At 33.5% G+C, this 23,617-nt stretch carries 19 protein-coding genes, 15 tRNA genes and 2 rRNA genes; 2 read left to right on the forward strand and 34 right to left on the reverse strand.

Translation table 11 applies throughout. The features are described 5' to 3' along the window. Positions 1-895: 895 nt before the first annotated feature. The 32 genes from AMQ68_RS10350 to AMQ68_RS25925 form a co-directional block, all read right to left on the reverse strand. On the reverse strand, positions 896-1,921 hold the full coding sequence (locus AMQ68_RS10350; protein ID WP_054510545.1) for a hypothetical protein: 1,026 nt from the start codon (positions 1,919-1,921) through the stop codon (positions 896-898). Between the two features lie 60 nt (positions 1,922-1,981). Further along, a complete protein-coding gene (locus AMQ68_RS10355) occupies positions 1,982-2,533 on the reverse strand; it encodes a 3'-5' exonuclease (protein ID WP_054510546.1) in 552 nt (183 codons plus the stop codon). Between the two features lie 24 nt (positions 2,534-2,557). Next, positions 2,558-3,103, reverse strand: a complete 546-nt coding sequence (locus AMQ68_RS10360) for a 3'-5' exonuclease (protein ID WP_054510547.1) — start codon at positions 3,101-3,103, stop codon at positions 2,558-2,560. Positions 3,104-3,173: 70 nt separating this feature from the next. Further along, complete coding sequence (locus tag AMQ68_RS10365; protein ID WP_054510548.1) at positions 3,174-3,737, reverse strand: metallophosphoesterase; 564 nt, start codon at positions 3,735-3,737, stop codon at positions 3,174-3,176. Between the two features lie 171 nt (positions 3,738-3,908). Next, the gene (locus tag AMQ68_RS10370) at positions 3,909-4,853 is read right to left on the reverse strand and encodes an MBL fold metallo-hydrolase (RefSeq protein ID WP_054510549.1); all 945 of its coding nucleotides are present in this window, start codon (positions 4,851-4,853) and stop codon (positions 3,909-3,911) included. A 201-nt stretch (positions 4,854-5,054) separates the two neighbouring features. Then, a complete protein-coding gene (locus tag AMQ68_RS10375) occupies positions 5,055-5,645 on the reverse strand; it encodes a DUF5565 family protein (RefSeq protein WP_054510550.1) in 591 nt (196 codons plus the stop codon). 50 nt (positions 5,646-5,695) lie between these two features. Beyond that, positions 5,696-6,709: an RNA ligase, Rnl2 family gene (locus AMQ68_RS10380; RefSeq protein WP_054510551.1), complete on the reverse strand. Its 1,014-nt coding sequence runs from the start codon at positions 6,707-6,709 to the stop codon at positions 5,696-5,698. Beyond that, positions 6,690-7,277: a DinB family protein gene (locus AMQ68_RS10385; RefSeq protein WP_054510552.1), complete on the reverse strand. Its 588-nt coding sequence runs from the start codon at positions 7,275-7,277 to the stop codon at positions 6,690-6,692. The genes AMQ68_RS10380 and AMQ68_RS10385 overlap by 20 nt, the downstream gene beginning before the upstream one ends. 113 nt (positions 7,278-7,390) lie before the next feature. Beyond that, positions 7,391-7,876 (reverse strand): ribonuclease H-like YkuK family protein, encoded by a 486-nt coding sequence (locus AMQ68_RS10390; protein WP_054510553.1) that lies wholly within the window; start codon positions 7,874-7,876, stop codon positions 7,391-7,393. A 94-nt stretch (positions 7,877-7,970) separates the two neighbouring features. Continuing rightward, positions 7,971-8,041: transfer RNA gene (locus AMQ68_RS10395), tRNA-Trp, on the reverse strand. A gap of 87 nt (positions 8,042-8,128) precedes the next feature. Further along, positions 8,129-8,204 (reverse strand) — tRNA-Phe (locus AMQ68_RS10400). Between the two features lie 82 nt (positions 8,205-8,286). Next, positions 8,287-8,360: transfer RNA gene (locus tag AMQ68_RS10405), tRNA-Leu, on the reverse strand. Between the two features lie 84 nt (positions 8,361-8,444). Next, a tRNA-Glu gene (locus AMQ68_RS10410) sits at positions 8,445-8,516 on the reverse strand. Positions 8,517-8,604: 88 nt separating this feature from the next. Beyond that, positions 8,605-8,742: transfer RNA gene (locus tag AMQ68_RS25195), tRNA-OTHER, on the reverse strand. 157 nt (positions 8,743-8,899) lie between these two features. After that, positions 8,900-8,981, reverse strand: a tRNA-Cys gene (locus AMQ68_RS25200). Positions 8,982-9,149: 168 nt separating this feature from the next. After that, positions 9,150-9,231 (reverse strand) — tRNA-Cys (locus AMQ68_RS25205). Between the two features lie 421 nt (positions 9,232-9,652). Then, positions 9,653-9,724 (reverse strand) — tRNA-Asn (locus AMQ68_RS10415). Positions 9,725-9,731: 7 nt separating this feature from the next. Further along, positions 9,732-9,805: transfer RNA gene (locus AMQ68_RS10420), tRNA-Met, on the reverse strand. A gap of 93 nt (positions 9,806-9,898) precedes the next feature. Next, positions 9,899-9,971: transfer RNA gene (locus tag AMQ68_RS10425), tRNA-Glu, on the reverse strand. A gap of 6 nt (positions 9,972-9,977) precedes the next feature. Next, positions 9,978-10,049: transfer RNA gene (locus tag AMQ68_RS25210), tRNA-Pro, on the reverse strand. Positions 10,050-10,199: 150 nt separating this feature from the next. After that, positions 10,200-10,273: transfer RNA gene (locus tag AMQ68_RS10430), tRNA-Arg, on the reverse strand. 32 nt (positions 10,274-10,305) lie between these two features. Beyond that, positions 10,306-10,379: transfer RNA gene (locus AMQ68_RS10435), tRNA-Lys, on the reverse strand. Positions 10,380-10,386: 7 nt separating this feature from the next. Continuing rightward, positions 10,387-10,460 (reverse strand) — tRNA-Ile (locus AMQ68_RS10440). Between the two features lie 96 nt (positions 10,461-10,556). After that, positions 10,557-10,629 (reverse strand) — tRNA-His (locus AMQ68_RS10445). Between the two features lie 853 nt (positions 10,630-11,482). Next, a complete protein-coding gene (locus tag AMQ68_RS10450; protein WP_054510554.1) occupies positions 11,483-12,505 on the reverse strand; it encodes a lipopolysaccharide assembly protein LapB in 1,023 nt (340 codons plus the stop codon). Beyond that, complete coding sequence (locus AMQ68_RS10455; RefSeq protein WP_054510555.1) at positions 12,498-14,141, reverse strand: hypothetical protein; 1,644 nt, start codon at positions 14,139-14,141, stop codon at positions 12,498-12,500. Before AMQ68_RS10455 ends, AMQ68_RS10450 begins: the two co-directional genes overlap by 8 nt. Further along, positions 14,131-16,521, reverse strand: a complete 2,391-nt coding sequence (locus AMQ68_RS10460; protein WP_054510556.1) for a hypothetical protein — start codon at positions 16,519-16,521, stop codon at positions 14,131-14,133. The genes AMQ68_RS10455 and AMQ68_RS10460 overlap by 11 nt, the downstream gene beginning before the upstream one ends. Next, complete coding sequence (locus AMQ68_RS10465; RefSeq protein ID WP_054510557.1) at positions 16,512-17,255, reverse strand: hypothetical protein; 744 nt, start codon at positions 17,253-17,255, stop codon at positions 16,512-16,514. The genes AMQ68_RS10460 and AMQ68_RS10465 overlap by 10 nt, the downstream gene beginning before the upstream one ends. Continuing rightward, on the reverse strand, positions 17,228-18,361 hold the full coding sequence (locus tag AMQ68_RS10470; RefSeq protein WP_054510558.1) for an AAA family ATPase: 1,134 nt from the start codon (positions 18,359-18,361) through the stop codon (positions 17,228-17,230). The genes AMQ68_RS10465 and AMQ68_RS10470 overlap by 28 nt, the downstream gene beginning before the upstream one ends. Beyond that, a complete protein-coding gene (locus tag AMQ68_RS10475) occupies positions 18,361-19,005 on the reverse strand; it encodes a hypothetical protein (protein ID WP_054510559.1) in 645 nt (214 codons plus the stop codon). Before AMQ68_RS10475 ends, AMQ68_RS10470 begins: the two co-directional genes overlap by 1 nt. Before the next feature lie 218 nt (positions 19,006-19,223). Then, entirely contained in the window at positions 19,224-20,030 is an 807-nt protein-coding gene (locus AMQ68_RS10480; protein ID WP_369678631.1) for an acyltransferase family protein, read from the reverse strand. Then, entirely contained in the window at positions 19,982-20,362 is a 381-nt protein-coding gene (locus tag AMQ68_RS25925; RefSeq protein ID WP_369678632.1) for an acyltransferase family protein, read from the reverse strand. Before AMQ68_RS25925 ends, AMQ68_RS10480 begins: the two co-directional genes overlap by 49 nt. A 94-nt stretch (positions 20,363-20,456) precedes the next feature. On the opposite strand from AMQ68_RS25925, the gene AMQ68_RS10485 reads away from it, so the two are divergent. Further along, a complete protein-coding gene (locus AMQ68_RS10485) occupies positions 20,457-21,362 on the forward strand; it encodes an AraC family transcriptional regulator (RefSeq protein ID WP_054510560.1) in 906 nt (301 codons plus the stop codon). Positions 21,363-22,127: 765 nt separating this feature from the next. After that, positions 22,128-22,253: a hypothetical protein gene (locus AMQ68_RS25820; protein WP_262483900.1), complete on the forward strand. Its 126-nt coding sequence runs from the start codon at positions 22,128-22,130 to the stop codon at positions 22,251-22,253. 127 nt (positions 22,254-22,380) lie between these two features. Here the strand turns inward: AMQ68_RS25820 and rrf are convergent. Continuing rightward, a 5S ribosomal RNA gene (gene rrf, locus AMQ68_RS10490) occupies positions 22,381-22,488 on the reverse strand. 207 nt (positions 22,489-22,695) lie between these two features. Beyond that, positions 22,696-23,617 (reverse strand): 23S ribosomal RNA (locus tag AMQ68_RS10495); the annotation flags it as partial.

Genomic DNA, 23,617 nt, shown 5'->3' on the forward strand with positions numbered 1-23,617 from the left:
CGGGTTGCTACGTTTACTTCTATCTTTTTCTCTTACAAAAAAGAACATCTGTTACCATCGCTCACAAAGAAAATCGTTCTTATTAGAAAATTCCGTTCAATTGTTGTATTCATCAATTGAATTTCACTTTCAGAAAAATCTTTCTTACTGGCTTTTTCAAAAATGTTGATTGAACAACTGAAAAAACTCAAATTTTCTCTATTAAGATGTTTTTAAAGAAAAACATTAAAAACTTTGTAAAAAATAGATTTTCAGCCTATCTTCAACTACATGGGAAGTGTAGTACTCTAACCACCTGAGCTATCTCAATTTCATTGAGAGAAGGAGTCGAACCTTCGCAAAAAAAACTATTCACTCTAACCTGACTGAGTTATATTCCCTTACGGAAATAGAAGGATTCGAACCTTCGTATAATAGTAAATGACAGAAGTTTTTTGGTAAACTCCTCAAACCTTCAAGTTAAGTTGAACAGAATCAATAATATTTCTCAATAAATTCTTCTGCAATAGTGCTATACAGAAACACCCAACAAGACTTGCCTGATATTTTAACTAAAATCTGTTTTTCAAAATTTTAGTGTTGTTTTGTTTTGATGATGCAAAGTAAGTGTAGTATTGCGCAGTGTTTTTGCGTAGATTTTTTTAATGTGTGTTTTTTTATAATTTTCTTTTGTCTTGAAACAAAAGAAACAAAAATTCAAGACTTGGAAAATTCCGCTAAAAATTAAAATTTAATCCTAAAATTCCCAAAACTCGCGCGAATTGAATATTTGTTCTTCGGTTCAAAATTTGTCTCGCGCTTCAAACAGTGGGAATTTTTTAACGTATTAATTTTTAATTTTCTTAACGCTACATTTTCCTATGTCAATAAAAAGGCTCCCTTTTGAAAAGGGAGTTTAATAATTATTCTTTAAAAGATCAAGAATATCAGCCAATTTATCTTTTTTATTTATAAAGTAGGATTTCAATTCGTGATAAATGAATTCTTTAATTTCAAGTTGAACTTTGGGAGTTCCTAATTTCCATCGTGTCGAACCTAAATAACTCAGTTCTCCATTCACAGATGCATATAATAAAAGATGATTTTTTAATTTTGTGTTTGAAATATTTAATTTCAAATTATTTTTTAAAGTCTCTTCTTTTAAGAATTTTTTGAATCCTTGTAAAATTCCATCCAAAAGAGATCCGCCCAAAATTGTCTCTTTATAATTGGCATACATTTTAATTTTAGGTTTTAAACTCCAACCTCCCACAAAAGCCAATGATACCGAATATGAAAAATCTGTCTTTTTATCAAACTTTAACTTAAAGAAAGGAGAATCATATCTAAAGTTTTTCACTAATTCAAAATCGGTTATTTCTGATAAACCTTTTGGATAATGAAAAATATTAATCTGCAATTCATTAGAAGATTCGTCAATACTTTTAATTTTTACTTTTGAATTAAAAAAAGCAAACCTTCTCAATAAAGTATTTAAATGCAGATAATTTAAGTCTAATTCTTTAAAAATATCTTTATCAATAGTAAAATCAAATTTGATTTTACTTGCATCATTAACAATTTCATTTTGAATTTTAAATATTCCTTTATGAGAGTTTAAAAAAGGAAGATCATCAATTTCAATTTTTAAAGAATCAGACAATGCAATAAGGCTAGCTATTGAAAGATGAAAATGTGCATTTTTATAATCATTAACATTTTTAATTGCATCCGAAATAAAAGCTAAACTTTTACTACCCGTGCTTTCTATAATTACACGATTATTTTTCTCTAATGTAAAAGTGATTTCATAAAATTCTGTTTCTATAAAATCCTGAATTAAATAATGAATTAATTCATTAAATCCTGAATGATCTACAGAACCAATGTACATTCCTGGTCGTTTTCTAATATGCTCTAAAACATCCATTTTCTCAATCATAATTAAAATAAGAAATCCCTTTAAATATAAGAATTTTGAAGGGATTTTTCATAATTTAGATTAAGCTTTTTGCAAGCACCAATACAATATTTTCGCAATATTCTTTGCATCGTCAACGCCTCTGTGGTGAGTACCTTCAAGCTTGAAATTCAGTTCACCTAATGCTCTTGCCATTCCGACACTTTTTCTGACGATTGGATGCAATTGCCCGAATAATGTTTTCACATTGATATGATCATCACTCAAAGGATAATCTACATTGAATCTTCTTGCCTGATTTTGAAGCATATTCAAGTCATAGTTTCCATAACTTGCCCAGGTCAACTCTTCAGAATCATATTCTGCTCTCAGAATATCCAATGCATCTTCCAATAAAACACCTTCATCATCAAGCATTTGCTGAGTAATGGAAGTCAGTTCCGTACAAAACGGACTTACTTTTGAATATTGGGGTTTTACTAAAATCCCTTCATTTTTGGAAACCTTACCGGTTTTTGCATCCATGATACAAACACCGATTTCTATAATTTCACTTTCTTGGCCTCTCGGCGGACGGTCATTCCAACACGTGGCTTCAAGGTCTATAATTAATATATTATCTGTTGTTTTCACTTTTTATTTTTAATTGTTAATAATTTACTGCAAAATCTCTCTCAAAATTTTAGCAGCATTGTAAGCATCGTCTGCTCCGCTGTGATGATTCCCTTCAAAATCCATATTCATGAACTCCAGGGCTCTTTTCAAACCCATCATTTTAAAAAGTCCATTATACTTTTTGAATTGGTGCATCACGTTTATATAATTTTCTGAAAAAGGATTTTCAATGCCGAGCTCATCACACTGTTCCATGATCTGCTCTTTATCAAAATTTCCAAAACCTGCCCAAGTAAGAGAAGTTGAATCATATTCGTCCCTTATTTTTTCACACGCTTCTTCAAAATAAATTCCTTTTTCTTCTATCATTTTCGGAGTAATTCCTGTAAGTTCTGTACAAAATTTATTGATTTTAGATCTTTCGGGAATTACATAAATGCTTTGTTTGTTGGAAATTGCTTTTGTTGTTCTGTTTAATTCACAAATTCCTATTTCTATAATATCTACTTTTTGTTCCATGGGAATTCTGTCATTTTCCCAACACGTGGCTTCTAAGTCGATGATTAATATTGTGTTTGTTGTTTTCATGATTAATTTAATAAATGATAATTGGTAAATGATTTTTACATTACTCATTACCAATTATTTATTATTCATATTAGCTTCTTGGAGCAAAAGGTGGTGTCCATTTTTTCTTTTTCATCAAATCTTTTACTTCTTCGTAAGAAATCGGATAAAAATTATGACAGTCTACGCCCACGTCGATGCTCAATGCCATTTCATCATCAGGCAAAGTTCCATGTGAATGTCCATATAATTGCCATGTTCCGTGATGTGATGCATTCCAGATACGCATCGCATAATGAAAAAGAATAATTTTCTGTTTACCATGAACTGCTTCTTCATCTTCAATTGAAAATTCATGATAATCTTTAATCCATTCGAATCTATCTGCTACTCGAAGAGCAGAATATTCATGATTGCCTTTTATCAAATAGATTTTACCATTCAATCTATCTAAAATATCTTTGGTAACATCTGGTTTTCCTAAACTCATATCACCTAAATGATAAACAGTGTCACCATCTGTAATTCTTTCATTCCATCTTTTGATAAGTTCTTCATTCATCTGTTCTAAAGACTCAAAAGGCCTTTCGGAAAATTTTATAATATTTTCATGACCAAAATGATGGTCTGCTGTAAAAAATATATTGGGTTTCATTTTTTTAATTTTTTGTTATTAACCACAAAAGTTATGATTCGATTATTCATCAAGTTTGTCATTCTGACGAAGGAAGAATCTCTTTTTGTAATACTCAATAGATTCTTCACTCCACTTCGTTATGTTCAGAATGACAAATACTCTGTTAACTTTTATAGTTTTAGTTTTTAATTAATTTCTTTTAAACGCTTTATAAAAAGCAGTTTCGATTTCCAACTGATCACTTTCCGTATATCTTCTGGAAAAGTGAATCGGGATTGCTTCTTTCACTTCACATTCATTCATGATTTTTCCTGATGCAGAAGCGAAACTGTGATAATTCGTCTTTGCAAATCCCTGATCTTCGTCCTTGTAAAATGTTTCGATGTAAACCATATCTGCTTCTTTAAAAACAGTTTTTATTTTTTCATAATTGTTTTCACATACTGCATGATCCATGATTACACCTAGCTTATATCCTGCATTACGTTCCAACAAATGAAATAAATCTGCTGCTTTATATATTGTTTGTTCAATCTCAATTTCTTTGTCTGAATCATTATTTTCAAAAGCAGTTTTCAATTCACTGATCCATTTTCCTTTTTTAAATTCGGAAGTGCTCCCATTAAAAGTAACCGAATCTTTTTCCTTGAACAGATATGCAATAGAATCTGTCTTATGATCGAGAATCGCAAAATCAACATTCCCATGCTCATCTTCAAAAAGGAAATTTTGAGTTGTTATCAATTCAAGATTCCAATGTGGTGGACGAATTTTATAGATATTAATTTCTTCTTTTGAAACAATTTCTCTGATTTCATATTCGATAGCATTTTCACCTACTAAATTCCAAGTGTAAGATTTCAACCTTGCTTCTATTTGATGATGAATATTTTTCGGACCGCAAATCACAATTTTTTCTCCGCTTCCAATTTGATGTCTGAAAATTCCATCAAAATTTGAAAAATGATCAATATGGGTATGACTTATGAATATCGCTGAAACCGACTGTATTTCTTTCACTGTCAGTAAACTCGCTTCCCCACAATCACACAAATAGTGTTTTCCTGAATTGGGAACTTTTATTAATATGCTAATGTCTTCTCTTAAAAGACTTTTTATTTCTGCTTGTAACATTTTTTTTATTTTTTATTAACCATTTCTATTGTCATTCTGAATGAAACGAAGTGGAGTGAAGAATCTATTTAATCTAAAGAAAAGATTCTTCCTTCGTCAGAATGACAAACTACCGGCATAAATAAACCGATTATTCTATGGTTTAAATTTAACACGTAAAAAAGTTTCGATAAAATGAATTACCGAAACTTAATCTTTATTTTACACAATAAGTTCTTTTACTGATCTTCTACGTACACCAAAGTCAGATTTCCTGATCTTACACATACGATTATCAGCAATATGGTGGAAAACGATACCTTCCATATTATTCTCAGAATTACTTAAAAAGTTTTTGATAAATTCAAAATCTAAACTTTCTAAACTAAGAATATGAGTTCCGTGTTTAACCAATAAATGACCTTCAATATTTTCTGGATTTCCTTGTATTTTTTCACCGATAAGTTCGTATGTACCATCTTCTACTTTGTCCAATTCGGACAAAGCATGGAAGCCTTCCCAGAAATATGTATCTTCTTTTTTATTAATATCACACTCTACCCAATGCGGATGATGGCCAGTAACAAAATCTGCATCCTGACATGGAATCGCCCCTTCAGGAGCTATTTTACCCTTCTTCGCATCATATCTTTTGTATAATTTACCGTTGATTACTGCGCATGCAGAACCATCAAACTTTTGTGTTGCAATAGCTTCTCCGTCAAAAACCCATTTGTTTTCAAGGTTAATTTCGTTAATAACTCTTCCTAAATTATTTATATCTTTTTTGAATAATGTACTTATCTTCTTCATTTTTAATTGTTTTTAAATTAAAAAAATCTTCATTGGTATAATTGCTGAAACTATATTTTTGCTGAAATTAATTCTTCGTTTACGGTTTCAATAACCAAAGAATTCAATTTTTTATTGATTCTTTTCTGTTCGTCTTTTTCTATCGTTGTGAAAACTTTCGGGAAATCTTTTTCAAAATCCTCCAAAATATCCTTTGAGAAAAGACCAATGACTTTCCCAATCATTTTGGGTTCAAATTCACCAATCTTGCTTATCACGTTATTTAACCTATTTACGGTTACATATTTTTTCATTTCTTCCCAAATATTTTGGGCAGTTTCGCTGAAATGAACTTCCTTTTGAACAGGTTTGTCTTTTTTAACCATTTTAGATTTTTCAATCCATTTTTCATTTTTATTTTTCAAAATGATTCTTGAACCGTTTCCAAAATATTTAGTTTTCAAAGTTTTAACAATTGTTCCTTCACACATATTGTTCTCTAATTCAGGTAATCCCAACCAAGCAGGAATCTTAGAATCGAAAACATTTGGGTATCTCAAAGCTTCTTCCAAAGTTCCTTGAAATAAGATCTTTGCGTAGAAAAATCCGGTTGCTTCGAAAATGTTGTTGGCAATATCTGTATCCAAATAGGTAATTCCATTCAACTTAATATCGAATCCATAGAATTCGTTGTGAGGTGCATACTCAATACCTTTTTGTACTTTAACTGCATCCTCAACAGCTTCCACTTCTTTATGTTTGTAACCTCCACCGAACAATTCTCCGTAGATCACTACGGTTTCCAAATCCGGATAGATATTTTTCACTTTTTGGAATACCTCAATTACATTTTCCCTGTAATGTTCCAATATTTTATGAGCATTATAAAATTTTTCATCCTTCTCGATGAAAGCAGTTCTTTTGGCAATCTTAATCTCCTTTCCATCAGTAAAGAAAGAGAAATTAGCACCGTGAACCTTTTCCTGTACAATGAAAATCTCATCCCCAAAACCCTGCAACTTGATCTGATCGATCACGCGGGCTTGGTAAGCATTTTCTATAGCGTTATATGTTTTGAAAATCATTTTTGAAATTTTTAATAGTTTCTAATTCGTTATTCTTCATCTGAGTAACGTGTCTCTGAGCATGAAGCGATAGGAAATAAATGTATTCATACACATTGATTTTTCCGAGTCTGTTCACTGTCATTGTTATTTTACAGAGCAGCCCTTCGCCATTTTTCATCAATTCTAAATAGTTTAAACACTGATAATATTGTTCAGAAATTAAACTTCTGATCTCACCTAGATTTAATTCTCCTTTCGGCTCCATGTGCTCTGGCCTTATCCATTCAAAAGCTCCATACTCACCTACTTTTTCAAACTTATCTTTATTGAAACTATAACTTTTTATTTCGGATTGTAAATCAAAATTGAGATAATTCCGCATTGCTTTTTTCGAACCTTTTTCAATGAGAATCAATAAATAATAGTTCGTCAAATAAATATGTTCTAAAATTTGTTGAACTGTCCAACCTCCATTTGAAGGCTGATGGTTCAACATTTTTGTATCTTTCTCAAACCATCTGTCAACCTCATTAAAACTGAGTTGTAAATGCGTTTTTATATCTTGAATTAATCTAAAAATGTCCATTACAATTTTTTAAAGTTTTTTTTAAGGCTTTCAATATTTGAATGGAAGTTGAAAGCCAGATGCAAGAAATTAATATAAAACTGTTAAAAACTTCCAGTTCACATCCCGTTATATTAAACCATCATATCAGCACAATTGGAACTTGCGAATGCATAAGGTTTTGCTTTAAACACATATCCCATTCCCAGAATATATCCCATCGCATCTTTCAATGCAACGTTGGATTTAAAATCCGGGTCGGTATTAATGTCTGCGTGTACCTCCATTTCCACATCATAAGTTTCCAGAATAGAGCAAATTGCATAAGCGATTTCTACGGATTTGTTTACTTCATTCAACATTCGTTCTTTGATACTGATCTTCTGTATTTCTCTTTCTTTTCTAATAAAGGTAAACGCTCCTTTTCCCTCACGAATAAACACTACTGCCGTAGCATAATTAATGGCGTCACCATAAACATGGGAGTCTGAACCCACACACACTTTCAGTCGGTGTCCATTAGCTTGTTCGCGGAGGATGGCTTCTTCTACCAATTGTGTGATAGAATGTTGGAAAAATTTTCCAGTCATATTTTGCCATGTTTGTTGTTGCGTTTCCATTTTTTCTACATGTTTTTGTTTAAATATTAAATTGTTAAATAGATGAATTGTGAGTAATTAATTTTTAAATTCATTATTGCTATTCACCTTCTTGCACTCCGAACTGGACTCGAACCAATACCATCAGTTTTGGAGACTGAGATGCTGCCATTACACTATCGAAGCAATTTTATAAGTAATGATTAATAGGTAATTAGTAATATTTTTCATGCTTTATTATTACTTATTGTACATTAGTTATTATTCATATTTTGGCGGAACAGACAGGAATTGAACCTGTACCTTTAGTTTTTCAGACTAACGTGCAGACCTTCTACACCACTCTTCCAAGTTTATGAGTAATTGGTAATAAGTAATATTTTTCATGCTTTATTATTACTCATTGTTTATTATTCATTACTTATGTTTTGTACGGAAAGAGGGACTCGAACCCTCAAAACCTTGATCCTAAATCAAGTGTGTCTACCATTTCCACCATTCCCGCAAATTGATGAGTAATGTGTAATTGGTAATATTAAAAACGTTCAATATAATTACTCATTGCACATTACTAATTACTCATATTTTGTACTCCATAAGGGAATCGAACCCTTGCTTTCTGCTCGAAAGGCAGGCGTCCTAACCGTTAGACGAATGGAGCGTTAAAAAAATCAACCAACCAGGAATCGAACCTAAACAACAAGAGTACATTTCCTGCATGCTGCCGTTACATTATCAGCTGATTTTTATGGTGGAAGTAGTAGGATTCGAACCTACTCAGCAATAAAGCAACAGATTTTAACTCTGTTACTTTTTATTTTTTAAGGAATCGTTCAATTCGTTCCTCATGTCAGTCTGCCCCGACTCTCCAACTTCGGCGTACTTCCATTTTCATGAGTAATAAGTAATTGGTAATGAGTAATTTTTACTTATTAATTTGTGAAGAAAAATAAAGCTTGTCATTATTTTTTTAGTTTGATATAAGAACTTCTTCGCTCGACAAACTCTTTTTTTCTTCGGAACTAATCTCATTTTAGTTATTTGAGATGGCGATGGGATTCAAACCCACTCAGTTTTCACAACGGTTTTGCAGACCGCCCCGACTCTTCCACTTCGGCGAACCATCATTTTTATGAGTAATAAGTAATTGGTAATGAGTAATTTTTCCAATTAACTGTTAACTCTAATTTTTTGAAGAAAAACAAAGCCTGTCTTAATTTTTTGTTTGATATAAGAACTTCTACGCTCGACAAACTCTTTTTTTCTTCGGAACTAATCTCATTTTAGTTATTTGAGATGGCGATGGGAGTCAAACCCACTCAGTTTTCACAACGGTTTTGCAGACCGCCCCGACTCTTCCACTTCGGCGAACCATCATTTGTATGAGTAATAAGTAATTGGTAATGAGTAATTTTTCCAATTAACTGTTAACTCTAATTTTTTGAAGAAAAACAAAGCCTGTCTTAATTTTTTGTTTGATATAAGAACTTCTACGCTCGACAAACTCTTTTTTTCTTCGGAACTAATCTCATTTTAGTTATTTGAGATGGCGATGGGAGTCAAACCCACTCAGTTTTCACAACGGTTTTGCAGACCATCCCGACTCTTCCACTTCGGCGAACCATCATTTTATGAGTAATAAGTAATTGGTAATGAGTAATTTTTCCAATTAACTTTTAACTCTAATTTTTTTTGAAGAAAAACAAAGCCTGTCTTAATTTTTTGTTTGATATAAGAACTTCTTCGCTCGACAAACTTTTATTCTCTTCTTTGAAACAATTAACATTTAGTTAGTTGCGATTCTGGAAAGGCTCGAACTTTCAACTTCCGGCTTAACAGGCCGGCGCTCAACCATTGAGCTACAAAATCTTTTTTGTAATTTCGGAAGGATTCGAACCTTCAACCTTCGGCTTATGAAACCGATACTCTAACCTATTGAGCTACGAAATCTTTTATGTGAACTGCCAATTATCAATTCCCTTTGCTATCAATTTTCAAATTCACTTACGAAGTAAAATTCACTATTGACCATTCACATTATTGTACTCCATAAGAGAATCGAACTCTTATTTACTGCTCGAAAGGCAGCCGTCCTAAACCATTAGACGAATGGAGCAAACTGTCTGGAAAGCAAGGTTCGAACTTGCGACCTCCCGCGTCCAAGGCGGGTAAACAACCACCGTTATCTTTCCAGTTTTACAGATTCATTTCAATATTCTTCTCCGAGAGACAGTCGGATTGGAAATTATCCATGAACCTTTGCGGTCTATGCGAGAATCGAACTCGCAGTGTCCAAGAGACAGTCGGACAGGTTAGCCATTACCTCAATAGACCTTTTTTTTTGTGATTCCGACAGGACTTGAACCTGTAACCATAGGTTTAGAAAACCTATGCTCTATCCAATTGAGCCACGGAACCTTAGTTATGTGAATTGTCTATTCACTTTTTAGTAACCCCAGAAAGATTTGAACTTTCAACCCCCGGTTTAAAAGACCGGTGCTCTAACCATTTGAGCTATGAGATTATTTTTGTAATCGCAGAAGGACTCGAACCTTCAACCTTCGGCGTATCAGACCGATGCTCCAACCCATTGAGCTATGCGATTGTTTTTAAACTTGTAAATAGTCAATTGTCAGTTTGCTTTGCTGTCAATTTTAATTCACCTACGAATCAAAATTCACTATTGACCATTCACATTTTTGGGTTTCTCCGGGGATCGAACCCTGTTTTCCGGTGCCACAGACCGACGCTTTACCAAATAAGCTAAAGAAACCATAAAAAAAGCGCCTCTTTTTGGGAGGCGCTCTATATTTTTGACGTGTCAGTTCATTAGCTGACCCACCTATATAAGCACCTTTTCAATATAAATTCACTATCAAGAATACATACCCATCCCATCGGCTCTTGTCCGTGTAGTCTTGAATACTGATTAGATATGTTATGTAATTGTTTCATTATATTCTTGTTATGTTAAAATGTTTTTGAAATGTTGAAAACCTGTTGCTTTCAATTTTCGGTTGCAAAGTAAATGTGATTTTTTTTAACTCGCAAATTTATTTTTAATTCAACTAACTGAAAATCAATTAATTAATTCTCAAATTTAGAGTAGACAATTCCTGTCCGTACTATTTTACAGATATCTTAATTACCTAAATGACTGTCTCTCATTGGGTTTACTTATCACTCTTATTTATCGTATTAAATGTTCATTGTTAATTATTAAATTTTCACTTTTATGGTTATTTTTTTTCATTCTAAATAATTTCTGACCTAAAAACACAAAAAACGCTTCGATTGTCGAAGCGTTTTGGTGGTATTTTGATTAATTTTTTACGAGTTTACAGTAAATAATTTCCAAAGCATGCACATTTCACTTCATTCCATATCATCCATTCATATCCAAACGATCCCTTTATTGACGGGCGATCGCATAGATTTAAACTGATATGTGCTCTTTGTATTGTCATAATTTTGTTGCCGCAAAGATAAATCTTTTTTGTAATTAATTGGTAATTTCGTCATTGCGAGAAACGTAGTGACAAAGCAATCTCAATAAAAAAAGCAGGTTTTATTACAGATTGCTTCACCTTCGGTTCGCAATGACGGGAATTTGTTATTTGGTGATCATCAATTCCTAAACATTTTATTCCTCCCAGTTTTAAACCTGGAAATATCTTTCAAAATAATTTCATCATTCGGGTTGAAATGTTTCAACTCATTGACAATCTCGGAATGGGTATTCACTTTTTCCGCTATAATTTCGTAAGCTATATTTCTTGTTGTTGATTGTAGCTTTTCATCTTTTTTAAACTCATATTTCAAAGCTTCCAGATAGATATTCTTTTTATCTGATGGAGTGTTGTTATATAAATATTGAATTTCGCTTTCTAATTTTTTCATATCAAAAATATTAGCAAAATAATTATTAAGACAATTGAAAGTATCCTTATTTTCCTCCCAACCTTTTAATAAAACTTGTTGAGCCGCCTCTGGCGTTTCCATCTTTTTGCGATAGATTAAAGACGCTTTTACCATTTGATTGTTGTTTACATAATCATCGACTACCATTTGATAATAGGCATGGGCATTTTTGATATCATGAATTTCAATATACAAATCCCCAACTTTTTCTTTTTGTTCCAGTTCTTTATAAAGATCAATCGCTTTTCTATATTGTTTTGCCTTTTCGTAACATGAGGCAGCTTCCGATTTATTTTTTAGCTTTTTAAGGTAAATCACCGCTGCTTCATTATAAAAACCACCGTCTTCTAATGTCTTTGCTCCACGGTAGTTATCTTGAAGCAAATTCATATAAACCTTTGCTGCTTTCAGGTAGTCTTTTTCATCCACATATTTTTGAGCAAGTTCTTCATATTTACTTCTGATCCTATCAAAAAGTGAATTTTCTAAATAGAAAGTTCCCCCTCCTCCTGAGGCCTTTCTTCCAGAATTTTTCGCATCCTTTTCTTTATCTTTTAAACCAATGATGACAAAAAAAGCAATGGCAGCAACAATAAGAAACAAAAATAAAGTCCCGACAACGCTCCAAAAACTTTGATGGAAAAGCTGTGCGAATATTCCAATGATCTTGAGGACAGCCAAAATTAGAAGGCATCTCAAGAATTTATCTATAAACTTCTGCCTATTCATTTTCGTCTGATTTTAAAATTGATTTATCTTCTGCAAACAAGCGGTAAAGCAGAAGACTGACACTGATAATAAGAATCCAGACAAACCAATTGTACCCAAAAGATTCTATCAGCGGATAAAAAATATACATCAACATGGCAAGAAGAACAACCATCAAAAAAACTTTAATGCCTGTGGGTAGATTTCCGCCACCAATGTTCATTGATTTTTTCTTTAAAACAAATGAGTAAAGCCCTACAGCGCCTGTCATAAAAATGATCAGCCAAATAATTTCTACAAAAGAAACCTCTTTTTTGGCATCATTTTCTTTGGAGGAAACGTCCGTGGTTGTTTCTAATGCATGACGCATTGGAGGGAAATCAAGAGTTCCGTAAAGACGGCCTAAAGAATCTGCCATTAATACTTTTTTCTTACGCCAAATACTTCGTACAATTCCTTCATTGGCAGGTTTTCCTGAGCTGATTTTTTTTAATGAATCCGAAATTTTTCGTTTAATATTTTCAGATCTGCTTTCAATATGTTTTGTAATCTTTTTACTGTAAACTGTTTTAAGAGAATCTCTTGCCGTAGTTTGTTTCGTATTAAATTTCTTTATATCTTTTTCAATATCGGGTAACCATTTTTGTGCTGAAGGTTTTGAAATAGCCTCCTTATAACTATTCATTAATCTCATCCTTTCTCTTCCATACATAGAATCCACTTTCATATCAATTTCCGTGACTCCGGATTCAAAGGCAACGGTATTTTCAGGAAGTTTATTCATTACTTTTCCGGCACTTTGTCCATCAACTGCAGATTTTTCTTTATGAGAATTAAAAGTAGATCTTGCAATTGCGGTTACGATCAAAAATACCCAAAGTATCCATCGGTAATTCTTTCCTGATCCGGTTGAAGATTCATCATTTTTTCCAAATAATCTTCCAAACCAATTATCACCAAATTTAAATTTCCCAAATCCATTTCCTCTAGAAGTTCCCATAATATCTAAAGGAACTCCAAGTTCAACAGCTCTCTCAGGATATTTTTCAATGTATAATAAATACTTTTCAATTTCCTTTTTATTCCCCGCCATTACTTTCTTCATATCAAAAGGCAGATTTTTCATCCATTCTTCTTCTGTCTGAGACTTTTGAAGCGCTTCCAGTACTTTTTCATCATCCATTTCTACCGTAAAGCTCTCAATTTTCTGAGGAATCTTCACTCCATTTGATGGTTTTCGAACAACGGTATTGGATTTTACAGGCTCTTGAATTAAGGAGATCCAGTCGATTTGTTCTGATAATTTAACCAAGCCAAATTCGGTATGCATGATCAAAAATTCAGCCTCTATATTTTGCCAGTCTTCAGGATTTATCCTAGGATAAAAAATAGTATTTTCAGGAATAAATAATTTGTTATCGAAACATTGAAAATAAGAATTTCGTCCTATTTCGGCAGGTGCATTTTGATCAAAAACTAAAAAACAGCCGTATACAATATTAGGCTCGTTGGAAGGAATCGGAAAAGCTTGAATTTGGCCTATATCAATTCCTAATACTTCCATTTCCTGAAGCCATACCAATGGCGAAGAACCTCTTATTAAAAGTCCTTTTTTAGGATAACTATTTTTTGGAAAAGGTTTGATTCTAAGCTCCATATTCCAAAATTTGATTGATAAATTTTTCAAGATATTCAGAATACATATCCTCCATTTTTTTCACTTTCAACAATGTACTTTCGGGCAGATAATATTCTGACCCCCCAAATTCTACATTGGTAGACAATGACAGAAAGCCTTTTTCTGCGGAGGGTATATAAAAAGTAGGAATATTTCCATTGCTGCTTTTAAAGGTCAACATTCCACGGGAATCTGTAATGATCTCGCTTCCATCAGGAAAAGTGAATTTGTTTTTGTCTTGTTCTGCAAGGATTTTAAAATCAAATTTGTTTTTTAAAAAGCTCACAGAACTCTCTTCGTTTCTACTTAATTCATTTCCGGAAACAACTAAATTATTTTTAGCGTTAATCCCAATTTTACCGAAATTACCAGAAATTTTAATACCGCTATTGTCTAATCTTAAAACTTCGATTACTACTTTAGTATCATTTTTTTGAATTTCTGCATCGTTCTTTACAGATTCAACAGAGATATTTCCGTCAATATTTATTTTGAAAATATTAAGCGCTTGGGGATGAAATAAATAAAAATTCCTTCCAAAATAAGTGAGCCTTGAATCTGCAGGAATGTGTTGTCCCGTCAAATTCAGTTCCGAATATTCTTTGGTATTTAAATTTAATTTAGAAATCAACTTCTTATCCGGTTGATATTGACATAAAATAAATTGTTGCTGTTTATTTTTCGCCAATGCAAACTGTCCTTTAGGTTTTACAGAAATACCTTCCATTAAAACTTCACACCCGTGGTATGTTTTGTAATAATCATAATAATCTCTATTATAATAATTATCAGACAAATAAGTCTTTAACAGCTGCTTTTTATTGCTTAAAATAAAAAACTCACCTTCATATAAAAATTGAGCAATTTTATGACTTGGCGTCGGAAATAAAATCGGATAATTGAGTGGAAGATCCGTTCTTTTACCGCTGGACGAAATATCATTCTCTCTATTCTTTCTCCTTTGTGGTGGGTTTGCCCATAATTCCTTTAAAGGAAGAAGCACTTTTTGAATATGCTTTCTTGTTCCTTTGTGATGCTTATAGAAATTTAATTCCCCATCCGCCGAAGTAGTGACTAAAAATTTTAGTCGATCTCTATTTTCATGAATCGTTCTTTGAATATTTTCGTTTGCCAAGTTTTCCTGATGGGTAATGAAGAAAACTTCCAGATCTTTTTCTTTATGCTCCTCCTGAAAAAATCGATCCAAAGCTTGTGAAACTTCTAAAACCGGACTTACCTGATTTAAATTATCAACCACTTCTTCCACTTTATCTAAAGAGATAAGCACATTGGTTTGTCCTAACGCAAACACTTTACATTCAGAATGGGCTTTCGGATGCTTGATCACAGCGATGGCTGAAGCAAAGGCTAAAACTTTTGGGGTGCCCCAATTTTTAAGGGAAGTATCAATTAAAATTATTCTTTCAAAAATATTTTCTTCAGGCGGAATTTCACGCTGAATGTACAAGGCTTCATTATTGGCAACCCGGTTCATAAAAATCTCATCTTCATTGGCAAATTCAGACAAAAGCATTCTTGATAATTCGCCTTTGTTGGTCATATCAGAAATACCTCCAATTGGCTGTTCACCGGGAGAAAGATGTCTCATTGGGATTTTCAGACCACTCCAAATTCTTTTTATTAAGCTCCCAATCTGAAACGTTTTTGGGTCTTCGATGAGCTCTTGAATAAAGTCTTTATTGGTTTCAATTGTTGTTTCTTCTTGTATAACTTCGTCTTCGATTTCGGGCTCATAGATAAACCCTTTCATTGCATTAATAATAGATTGCATCGTTGCAAATCTTCGATTAGCAAACGCTAAGGCTCTTATATCTCTTCTAAAAACCTCGAAATTAAAAGGTTTTTTATTTGCACTTTCACCTAATAAATGTGGTATTTTTAAATATCTTCTATATAGTTGCTCAGTATTTGCCGCAGAGAGACAATATTTATCATCATTGAAAATTGTTTGAAAAAGAACAATTCTATTTTGCCCTTTTTTATATGTCTCGTTTAATAACTGAAGTTTTTCAAGAAATTCACGAGCTTCAGGTATAAAAACATCTATTTCGTCACGCTCAGAATAACTTTTCATTTCTGAAAAAAGAGAATTCATATCAAGATATCCTCCTTGTGTTGCATATAAAACTAAAAGGAATGAGCCAAAAGGAGGCCATCCATTATGCTGTAATTCCTTTAAAACCTCAATAATATATGGTCTGTAGGCAACAGTCGTTTTTATACTTGTAAGATTTATAAGGTTATTTACAGTGTAGTTGGAACCATCTGAAATATCTCTATCCGTTGCCCATTCCCAAAAATAATCGTGATAAGATTGAAAATATTCTCTTACATCCATTCTTGTGCTTTTTCAGTGAGACGAAATGAGCTTACCGACAGTTTTCGGAAGTCATTTTTATTAATTGAAATATAACTTCCATCTTCATTCCATACGAGCCATTGGTCTTCATTTTCATTATATTTTTTTTGAAGTAATGAACTCAAATTTTTAAATTCAAAATCAAAACCTGTGGGCAAAAGATGTCCGTCTTTCAGCCAATAGGTCTTTCCAGGAAAACTTAATAATGGAGTTCCGAAAAATAAAGCTTGTTCTTCCATCACAATCCATTCAAGTTTTTCTAATTTGAATTTTGGCAAAGTAACAATCAAGCTTTTTATCTCTGATATCGAACTTAATAAAGCAATTGCAGGCTGTTCTTCTTCACTAGGTTTTAAATTGACTTCTACTTTTTCATCAATTCCAAAAAAATTATGATTGGAAGGTGGAAAAGTCAAACGTAAAGCTTTATCAATTGGTGACCACAGCAAAGCCTTTCTCACTTTCTTAATGGGAACCAAAGCATCTTTTCGGAACAATAATCCGTCTCTTAGTTCATATAATAAAAAGTTGGGCAATTGCTGAATTTCCGCAGAATCAGCTTGTTCATCGGTAAAGTTTTTCAACCATATCACATCTTCTTCCAAAGCGATCTGCACGTTTTTCCAATCACGAATGGAACCCAGAAAATCTTCATTAGCTTTGGGAAGTTCTGCCCAAAATTCTTTTATGCGGTTTGAAGAATCTTCTGCCATAGACTTTCAATTTCTTTTTGAATGTATTGTTTTTGTTCAGGATTTCTGATCCAGTCGCATCGGGTTTGAAGGTATCTTAATTTATCTTTAATGACATTTTGTTCCTCAAAACTCAAAGTTCCCCCTTCCCATTTATCAATAAGAATTTTTACATCTTTCATTACTTCTTCCGGATTCGGAGTTTTGTTTTGTAAGGCCTGAGGATGAGATTTAGGATCTTCATCTTTTTCGATGGTTCGGTTGATAATTCCTTCTAAAATTTCAATCTGTTCTTCTGTATCCCAAATGTGTTTCAATACCCAAAGATCAGAAAGAATCGCTTCATTTCTTCCACAAATTAAAGCACTTGCTGCAATTAAGTTTTGAAGTTTTACCGCTCGACGGTCAGAAATTGCAATCCCTGTATTTCGAAGGCTAATAATTGTATTTAGGTAGACTTCATAAATGGGTTTTAAATCAATATTTCTACATAAATTTTGAAGTTCTTTGATTTCATCAGAAAGAATCTCAGGCACTACTGTTTCAATATTATTTTCTAATTTTCTTCCGGCTAAAAGTACTTGTTGCAGAAGATCCGGATGTACATAATCAACATTAATTCTGATCAAAAAACGGTCGAATAATGCATTCAAAGCTTCATCTTCAGGGAGAACATTGCTTGCTCCCACAAACATTAGCGCAGGAAGATTTTTTGTTTCTTTTCCTCTTTTGAAAATCTTTTCATTCAAAGCCATCAAAAGTGAATTCAATATTGCAGAATTGGCATTGAAGATCTCATCCAGAAAAACCATTGACGCTTCAGGCATCATGCCGTCTGTATTCGTCAAAAGTTCACCATCTTTTAATTTTCTGATATCAAAAGGGCCGAAAATCTCATTTGGTTCTGTAAAGCGGGTTAATAAATATTCGAAGTTTTTGCCGTCTTTCACCGTTTTTGACAAGGTTCTTACGATAGCAGATTTTGCCGTTCCGGGAGGTCCGTACAAAAAGGCATTCTCTCTTGCCAACATGCAGATTCCCAATAAATCTACTACATCGTTTTTACCGACAAAGGTTTCCTTAACGTAATTAAGAACTGTATTCAGCTTAGTTATATTTTGTATCATTAATTTTCTTCAGTTATTATTTTTAATTCTCTCCAAAAAGCATCTTTATGCAGACCAAATTCTGCAATCAGTAATTTATTAATAAACGGAATTTCAGCTAATTTATATGCCTTGTTCTCTACAATTCTTTCGAGATATAGTTTTCGATAGGTTTTATCTTTTAATTCTTCTTCCCAATTTACTTTTTCTACATCCACATCAAATCCAATCGCTGAATAATGAAATTCTGATAAAATTGCTTCCAATAGTATAATCAAAGGATCTTCAGAATCAGCAACCTGTAATTCTGAAACAATTTGTGGTAAAAACCGTAACGATAAATCTGCAGAAAGTATTGATGAAATATCTCTTATTCCTTTATATGGCGGAATTAATGTATTCAAATTCTTTGCTGTATCTCTACGAATTAAATACAATTGAGCACTGTGGTACAATATTTTCCCTGCCCAAACTGCCGTCTCTTTGTTACAGCTAATTTGATCAGATAAAAACTCTAATCTTTCTTTTTCAAATTCAGTTTCAAAATAATCTGCAGCATCTTGTTCTTCCTTTTTTGAAATTTCTTTGAGATCTGAAAAGATGGTAATGCATTCCTCTTTTCGAAGAAGAAACAAAGTATCTAAAAATGGCGAGCTGTTTTCCATGATTTAACAAAAATAAAATTATTTCCCAGAGAATAAAATTTTAATTGAATGATTCGTCATTAAATAATATTATTCAACAATAATTCTGCTTATTTATTAAAATAAAAATCAGCTTACACCATGTTTAAGAAATTTTTAACAAGTGTAAGCTGAATAAGTAAACAACGAGATTTACTTTTTGAGAATTAAACTAAACTTTATACAGATAATATCATTTACTATTTTGAAATTATTTTCTTAGCGAGCCATTTTCTTACAGGAATATCATAGAATCTCATAAAAACATAAGCCATGATAATGGATATAATTACAGTAGCAAACCCCATAATCCAAGATATTGGTTCATCCAACGTATGTTTGCCATTCGTAACCCAGGCCATATAAACATATACCAACGGAAAATGAGTAATATAAATAGGATAAGAAATATCTCCTAAAAATTTGCAGAATTGATTGGCTTTTTCACCCACCACTTTTCCTCCAGCGCCTAGTAAAATAACAATCGGAAACATGATCATTAAGGTAAAACATTCATAAAAAGCATTTTTCCATGGTGCCGTATTTCCTCCTAAGCGAGGAAATGCAAATAGAATAATGAGTAAAATACTTGTGGTTAAAAAAGCATTTTTAGTGTATTTTAATTTTCCTACTCTTGCTAAAAGAATCCCCATTAAGAAAGGAAATGATAGTCTTGTAAACCCTATCCTCATTTGAGTTGCATCATCAATAGACCACCCTCCAATAATGTCACCATGTGGGTTTGTGAATGCATAATGAATGGTAATTCCCGCAGCAATAAATACCAAAATTCCCAATACAATTTTTGAAACTTTTCTTAAAAATAGAGCATATGCAATATTAGCGATATATTCAAAAAACAATGACCATGCAGGTCCGTTCAAGGGATGCATCTCGTTCCAACCTCTAATGTCAAGGCCTTTTCCTACAGGAATTACGGTCATCCCGATGAACATGACTAACAGTAATTTCCAAACCGGAGTTGTGGAAATACCACCCCATCCCAACCCTTCTGAATATTGGAAATAAATAAAACCGCTCCTACCAAGGAACCAATGATAATCATAGGCTGTAATCTCACCAAGCGACGGATGAAAAAATCTTTTAAAGTCATCTGGCTCCAACGATTATCATATGCATAACTGATCACATATCCTGAAAGCATAAAGAAAAAATCTACCGCCAAATATCCGTGGTTTATGAATTGTTTGGTATGATCCCCATTGGAAAATGTTTCAAAAACATGGAAAAAAATAACCATAATGGCTGCTACACCACGAAGACCATCCAGAATTTCATAGTGAGGTCTCGATTGAGAAATATTTAAAGCGTTATTCATATTTTACTTAAAAAAATGTAGTACAAAAATAAAACGTCCCACTGTAAAAATATTGTTCTATATTTTTTAATTATTGTCTTATATTTACATTATTATGATTTCTAAATCTTTTAATAGCACAAAATTAAAATATTATCCAACTACAAACAATAATACCTTTCACTTTGATCATGTACATATTATATGGAATCAGCAGGTTCCTCTTCATCAGCAGCAAACGTGGGAGTTATCTTATATTATCACGGGAAGTGGTGCCAGAATTATTGGTGATATAGTTGAAAATTTTTCAAAAGGGGAAATTATTCTTATTCCACCCAATATTCCGCATTGCTGGTCTTTTGATGAATCGGTACACGATGACGAAGGAAAGATTGAAAATATTACGATTGTAATTGAGAATGATTTTTTAATCAGCTGTAAAAATCTCTTCCCTGAATTATATTCCAGTATTTCGGAACTTCAAAGCAATGAAAATGCAGTCTCTTTTGAAGGTGAATTACTAGAGAAGCTACAAGCCTTAATGGCCTCTATGGTTCATCAAGATCGTATTGAAAGGCTTTCATCTTTTATTAAACTCTTACAATTAATTTCTCATTGTAAAGAAATGCATATCGTTGGGCGCCCCATCGTTGAAAATAAAAAAGAAAAGAAACTTCAGGAAATACATTTGTTTATTTTAAGAAATTTTCAAGGAAATATTAGTCTTGAACAAATTGCAAAATCTGTGGGAATGCAAAAATCATCATTTTGTGTATTTTTTAAAAGGATGACCGGTAAATCTTTTTTTACTTATTTAACCGAGTTTAGGATTGAATCTTCATGCGAGATGTTATTAAAAACAAAATTGTCTGTTGCAGAAATCTGTATAGCCTCAGGTTTCAATGATATCCCTTATTATAACAGAGTTTTTAAAAAGGTTAAAAATATGACACCAACGCAGTACAGGAAATCTGAGAAAGTAAATAGTGAATTTTTATTTCACAATTCTATTAGTAATTAAGAGTTTAATAAGCATCTAAAATCATTAAAAGTCTAGGTCTATTTTTCAGGAGCTATTTCCTGCTATCCGCTCATACTCCTCACGCCAACGCGCTCCAAGGCTTAAACCCTCACCTTTTTCAACTCCAAGTTGCGGGGTAACCGCTGCTATCAGGGCTAGGGTTTCCGTCTGATTTTCATTTTTTATCGCAAAATCAACGCTCATTTTGTCATCCCGTAGGGATCTAGATTCGAATCTTTCTACTCTACAAATCTAAACCTAACAGGTTTTAAAAACCTGTTAGGTTTGTTATAACAACCAGAAAAACCATGTTTTAACATCTCATTTTTTTAACCTCTTAGCTCCACAACAAACGCAATACTTATCACAAGCCAATCCATCTTATTTCTAGTTTTAAAAATTGAGTCTGAATAATTTGCATATTAACATAGAACATCGAATCTTTCTACCCTATCTCTAAACCTAACAGGTTTTAAAAACCTGTTAGGTTTGTTATAACAACCAGAAAAACCATATTTCAACATCTCATTCTTTACACCTCTTAAATCCACAACAAACAAAAAAGCCTTCAACTAAATGAGTAGGAAACTATAATGAAGCTTGTTCTTTTACTGATTGCGTTTAATATGATAAAAAGAGATTGCTTTACTTCGTTCGATAGAAGCCTTAAGTTTGAGGATAAAAATCTCTCGCAGATTTAGCAGATGAAGCAGATTTTTAAATGATTGAATTTTGGTTTAAAAAGATAGTTGAGATCCTTCCAGGATGACAAAGAGAGCGGGAGAGTTGGAGAGTTTTGAGATTGTTTTCTACAACAGGATGGGTAAAGAGATTACTTCGACAGGCTCAGCACAGGCTAGCTTCGTTCCTCGCAATGCCAGCATGACTTAGGATTTCTTATTACCCATTGCCTATTACTTATTATTCATCTATTAAGATGTTGGGGTCGTGGGGTTTCTTTGGGTATGTAACAAAAAAAAAGTCTCATACAAATAAATGTATGAGACTTTTAAATAAAAACTGGCGGCGACCTACTCTCCCGCTTTCGCAGTACCATCGGCGCTGGTGGGCTTAACTTCTGTGTTCGGAATGGGAACAGGTGAGCCCCACCGCTAAAACCACCCTAAAGGCGTTATATGAAGGTTCGAGGGATTAGGGGTTAGGCCCTAGCATTACGCTAAATCCTGATACCTTTTTCCTGATACCTTATTTTATCGATAAAAACAGTCACAAAGACAAAACCTTTCTTGCACTTGCTAGCAATTCTTGAGATAGGTTTTTAATGTAATATTAATGATTACTCATTTGATGATTATATTTATTCCTTTTAATAGGCAATAAATCTACGGGTAATTAGTACTACTCGGCTATGCTGTTACCAACTTTACACCTGTAGCCTATCAACGTCGTCATCTCCAACGACCCTTAAAAGATGTCTCATCTTGAGGCGAGTTTCGCACTTATATGCTTTCAGTGCTTATCTCTTCCAAACGTAGCTACTCAGCGGTGCTCCTGGCGGAACAACTGATACACCAGAGGTTTGTTCAATTCGGTCCTCTCGTACTAGAATCAAGCCCTCTCAAACATCTAACGCCCGCAATAGATAGAGACCGAACTGTCTCACGACGTTCTGAACCCAGCTCGCGTGCCACTTTAATGGGCGAACAGCCCAACCCTTGGGACCTTCTCCAGCCCCAGGATGTGACGAGCCGACATCGAGGTGCCGAACCTCCCCGTCGATATGAGCTCTTGGGGGAGACTAGCCTGTTATCCCCGGAGTACCTTTTATCCTATGAGCGATGGCCCTTCCATACGGAACCACCGGATCACTATGTCCTGCTTTCGCACCTGATCGACTTGTAGGTCTCACAGTCAAGCACCCTTATGCCATTACACTCTACGCACGGTTACCAAGCGTGCTGAGGGTACCTTTGAAAGCCTCCGTTACTCTTTTGGAGGCGACCACCCCAGTCAAACTACCCACCACGCAATGTCCTTCTAAAAGAAGTTAGGCTCCAAGTAAGTAAAGGGTGGTATTTCAACGTTGACTCCACAAACACTAGCGTGCCTGCTTCAAAGTCTCCCACCTATCCTACACATTACTTACTCAAAGTCAATACGAAGTTATAGTAAAGGTTCACAGGGTCTTTTCGTCCCATTGCGGGTACTCGGCATCTTCACCGAGACTACAATTTCACAGAGCTCATGGTTGAGACAGTGCCCAGATCGTTACACCATTCGTGCAGGTCGGAACT

Source organism: Chryseobacterium sp. ERMR1:04 (assembly GCF_001297705.1).
GTDB lineage: Bacteria > Bacteroidota > Bacteroidia > Flavobacteriales > Weeksellaceae > Chryseobacterium.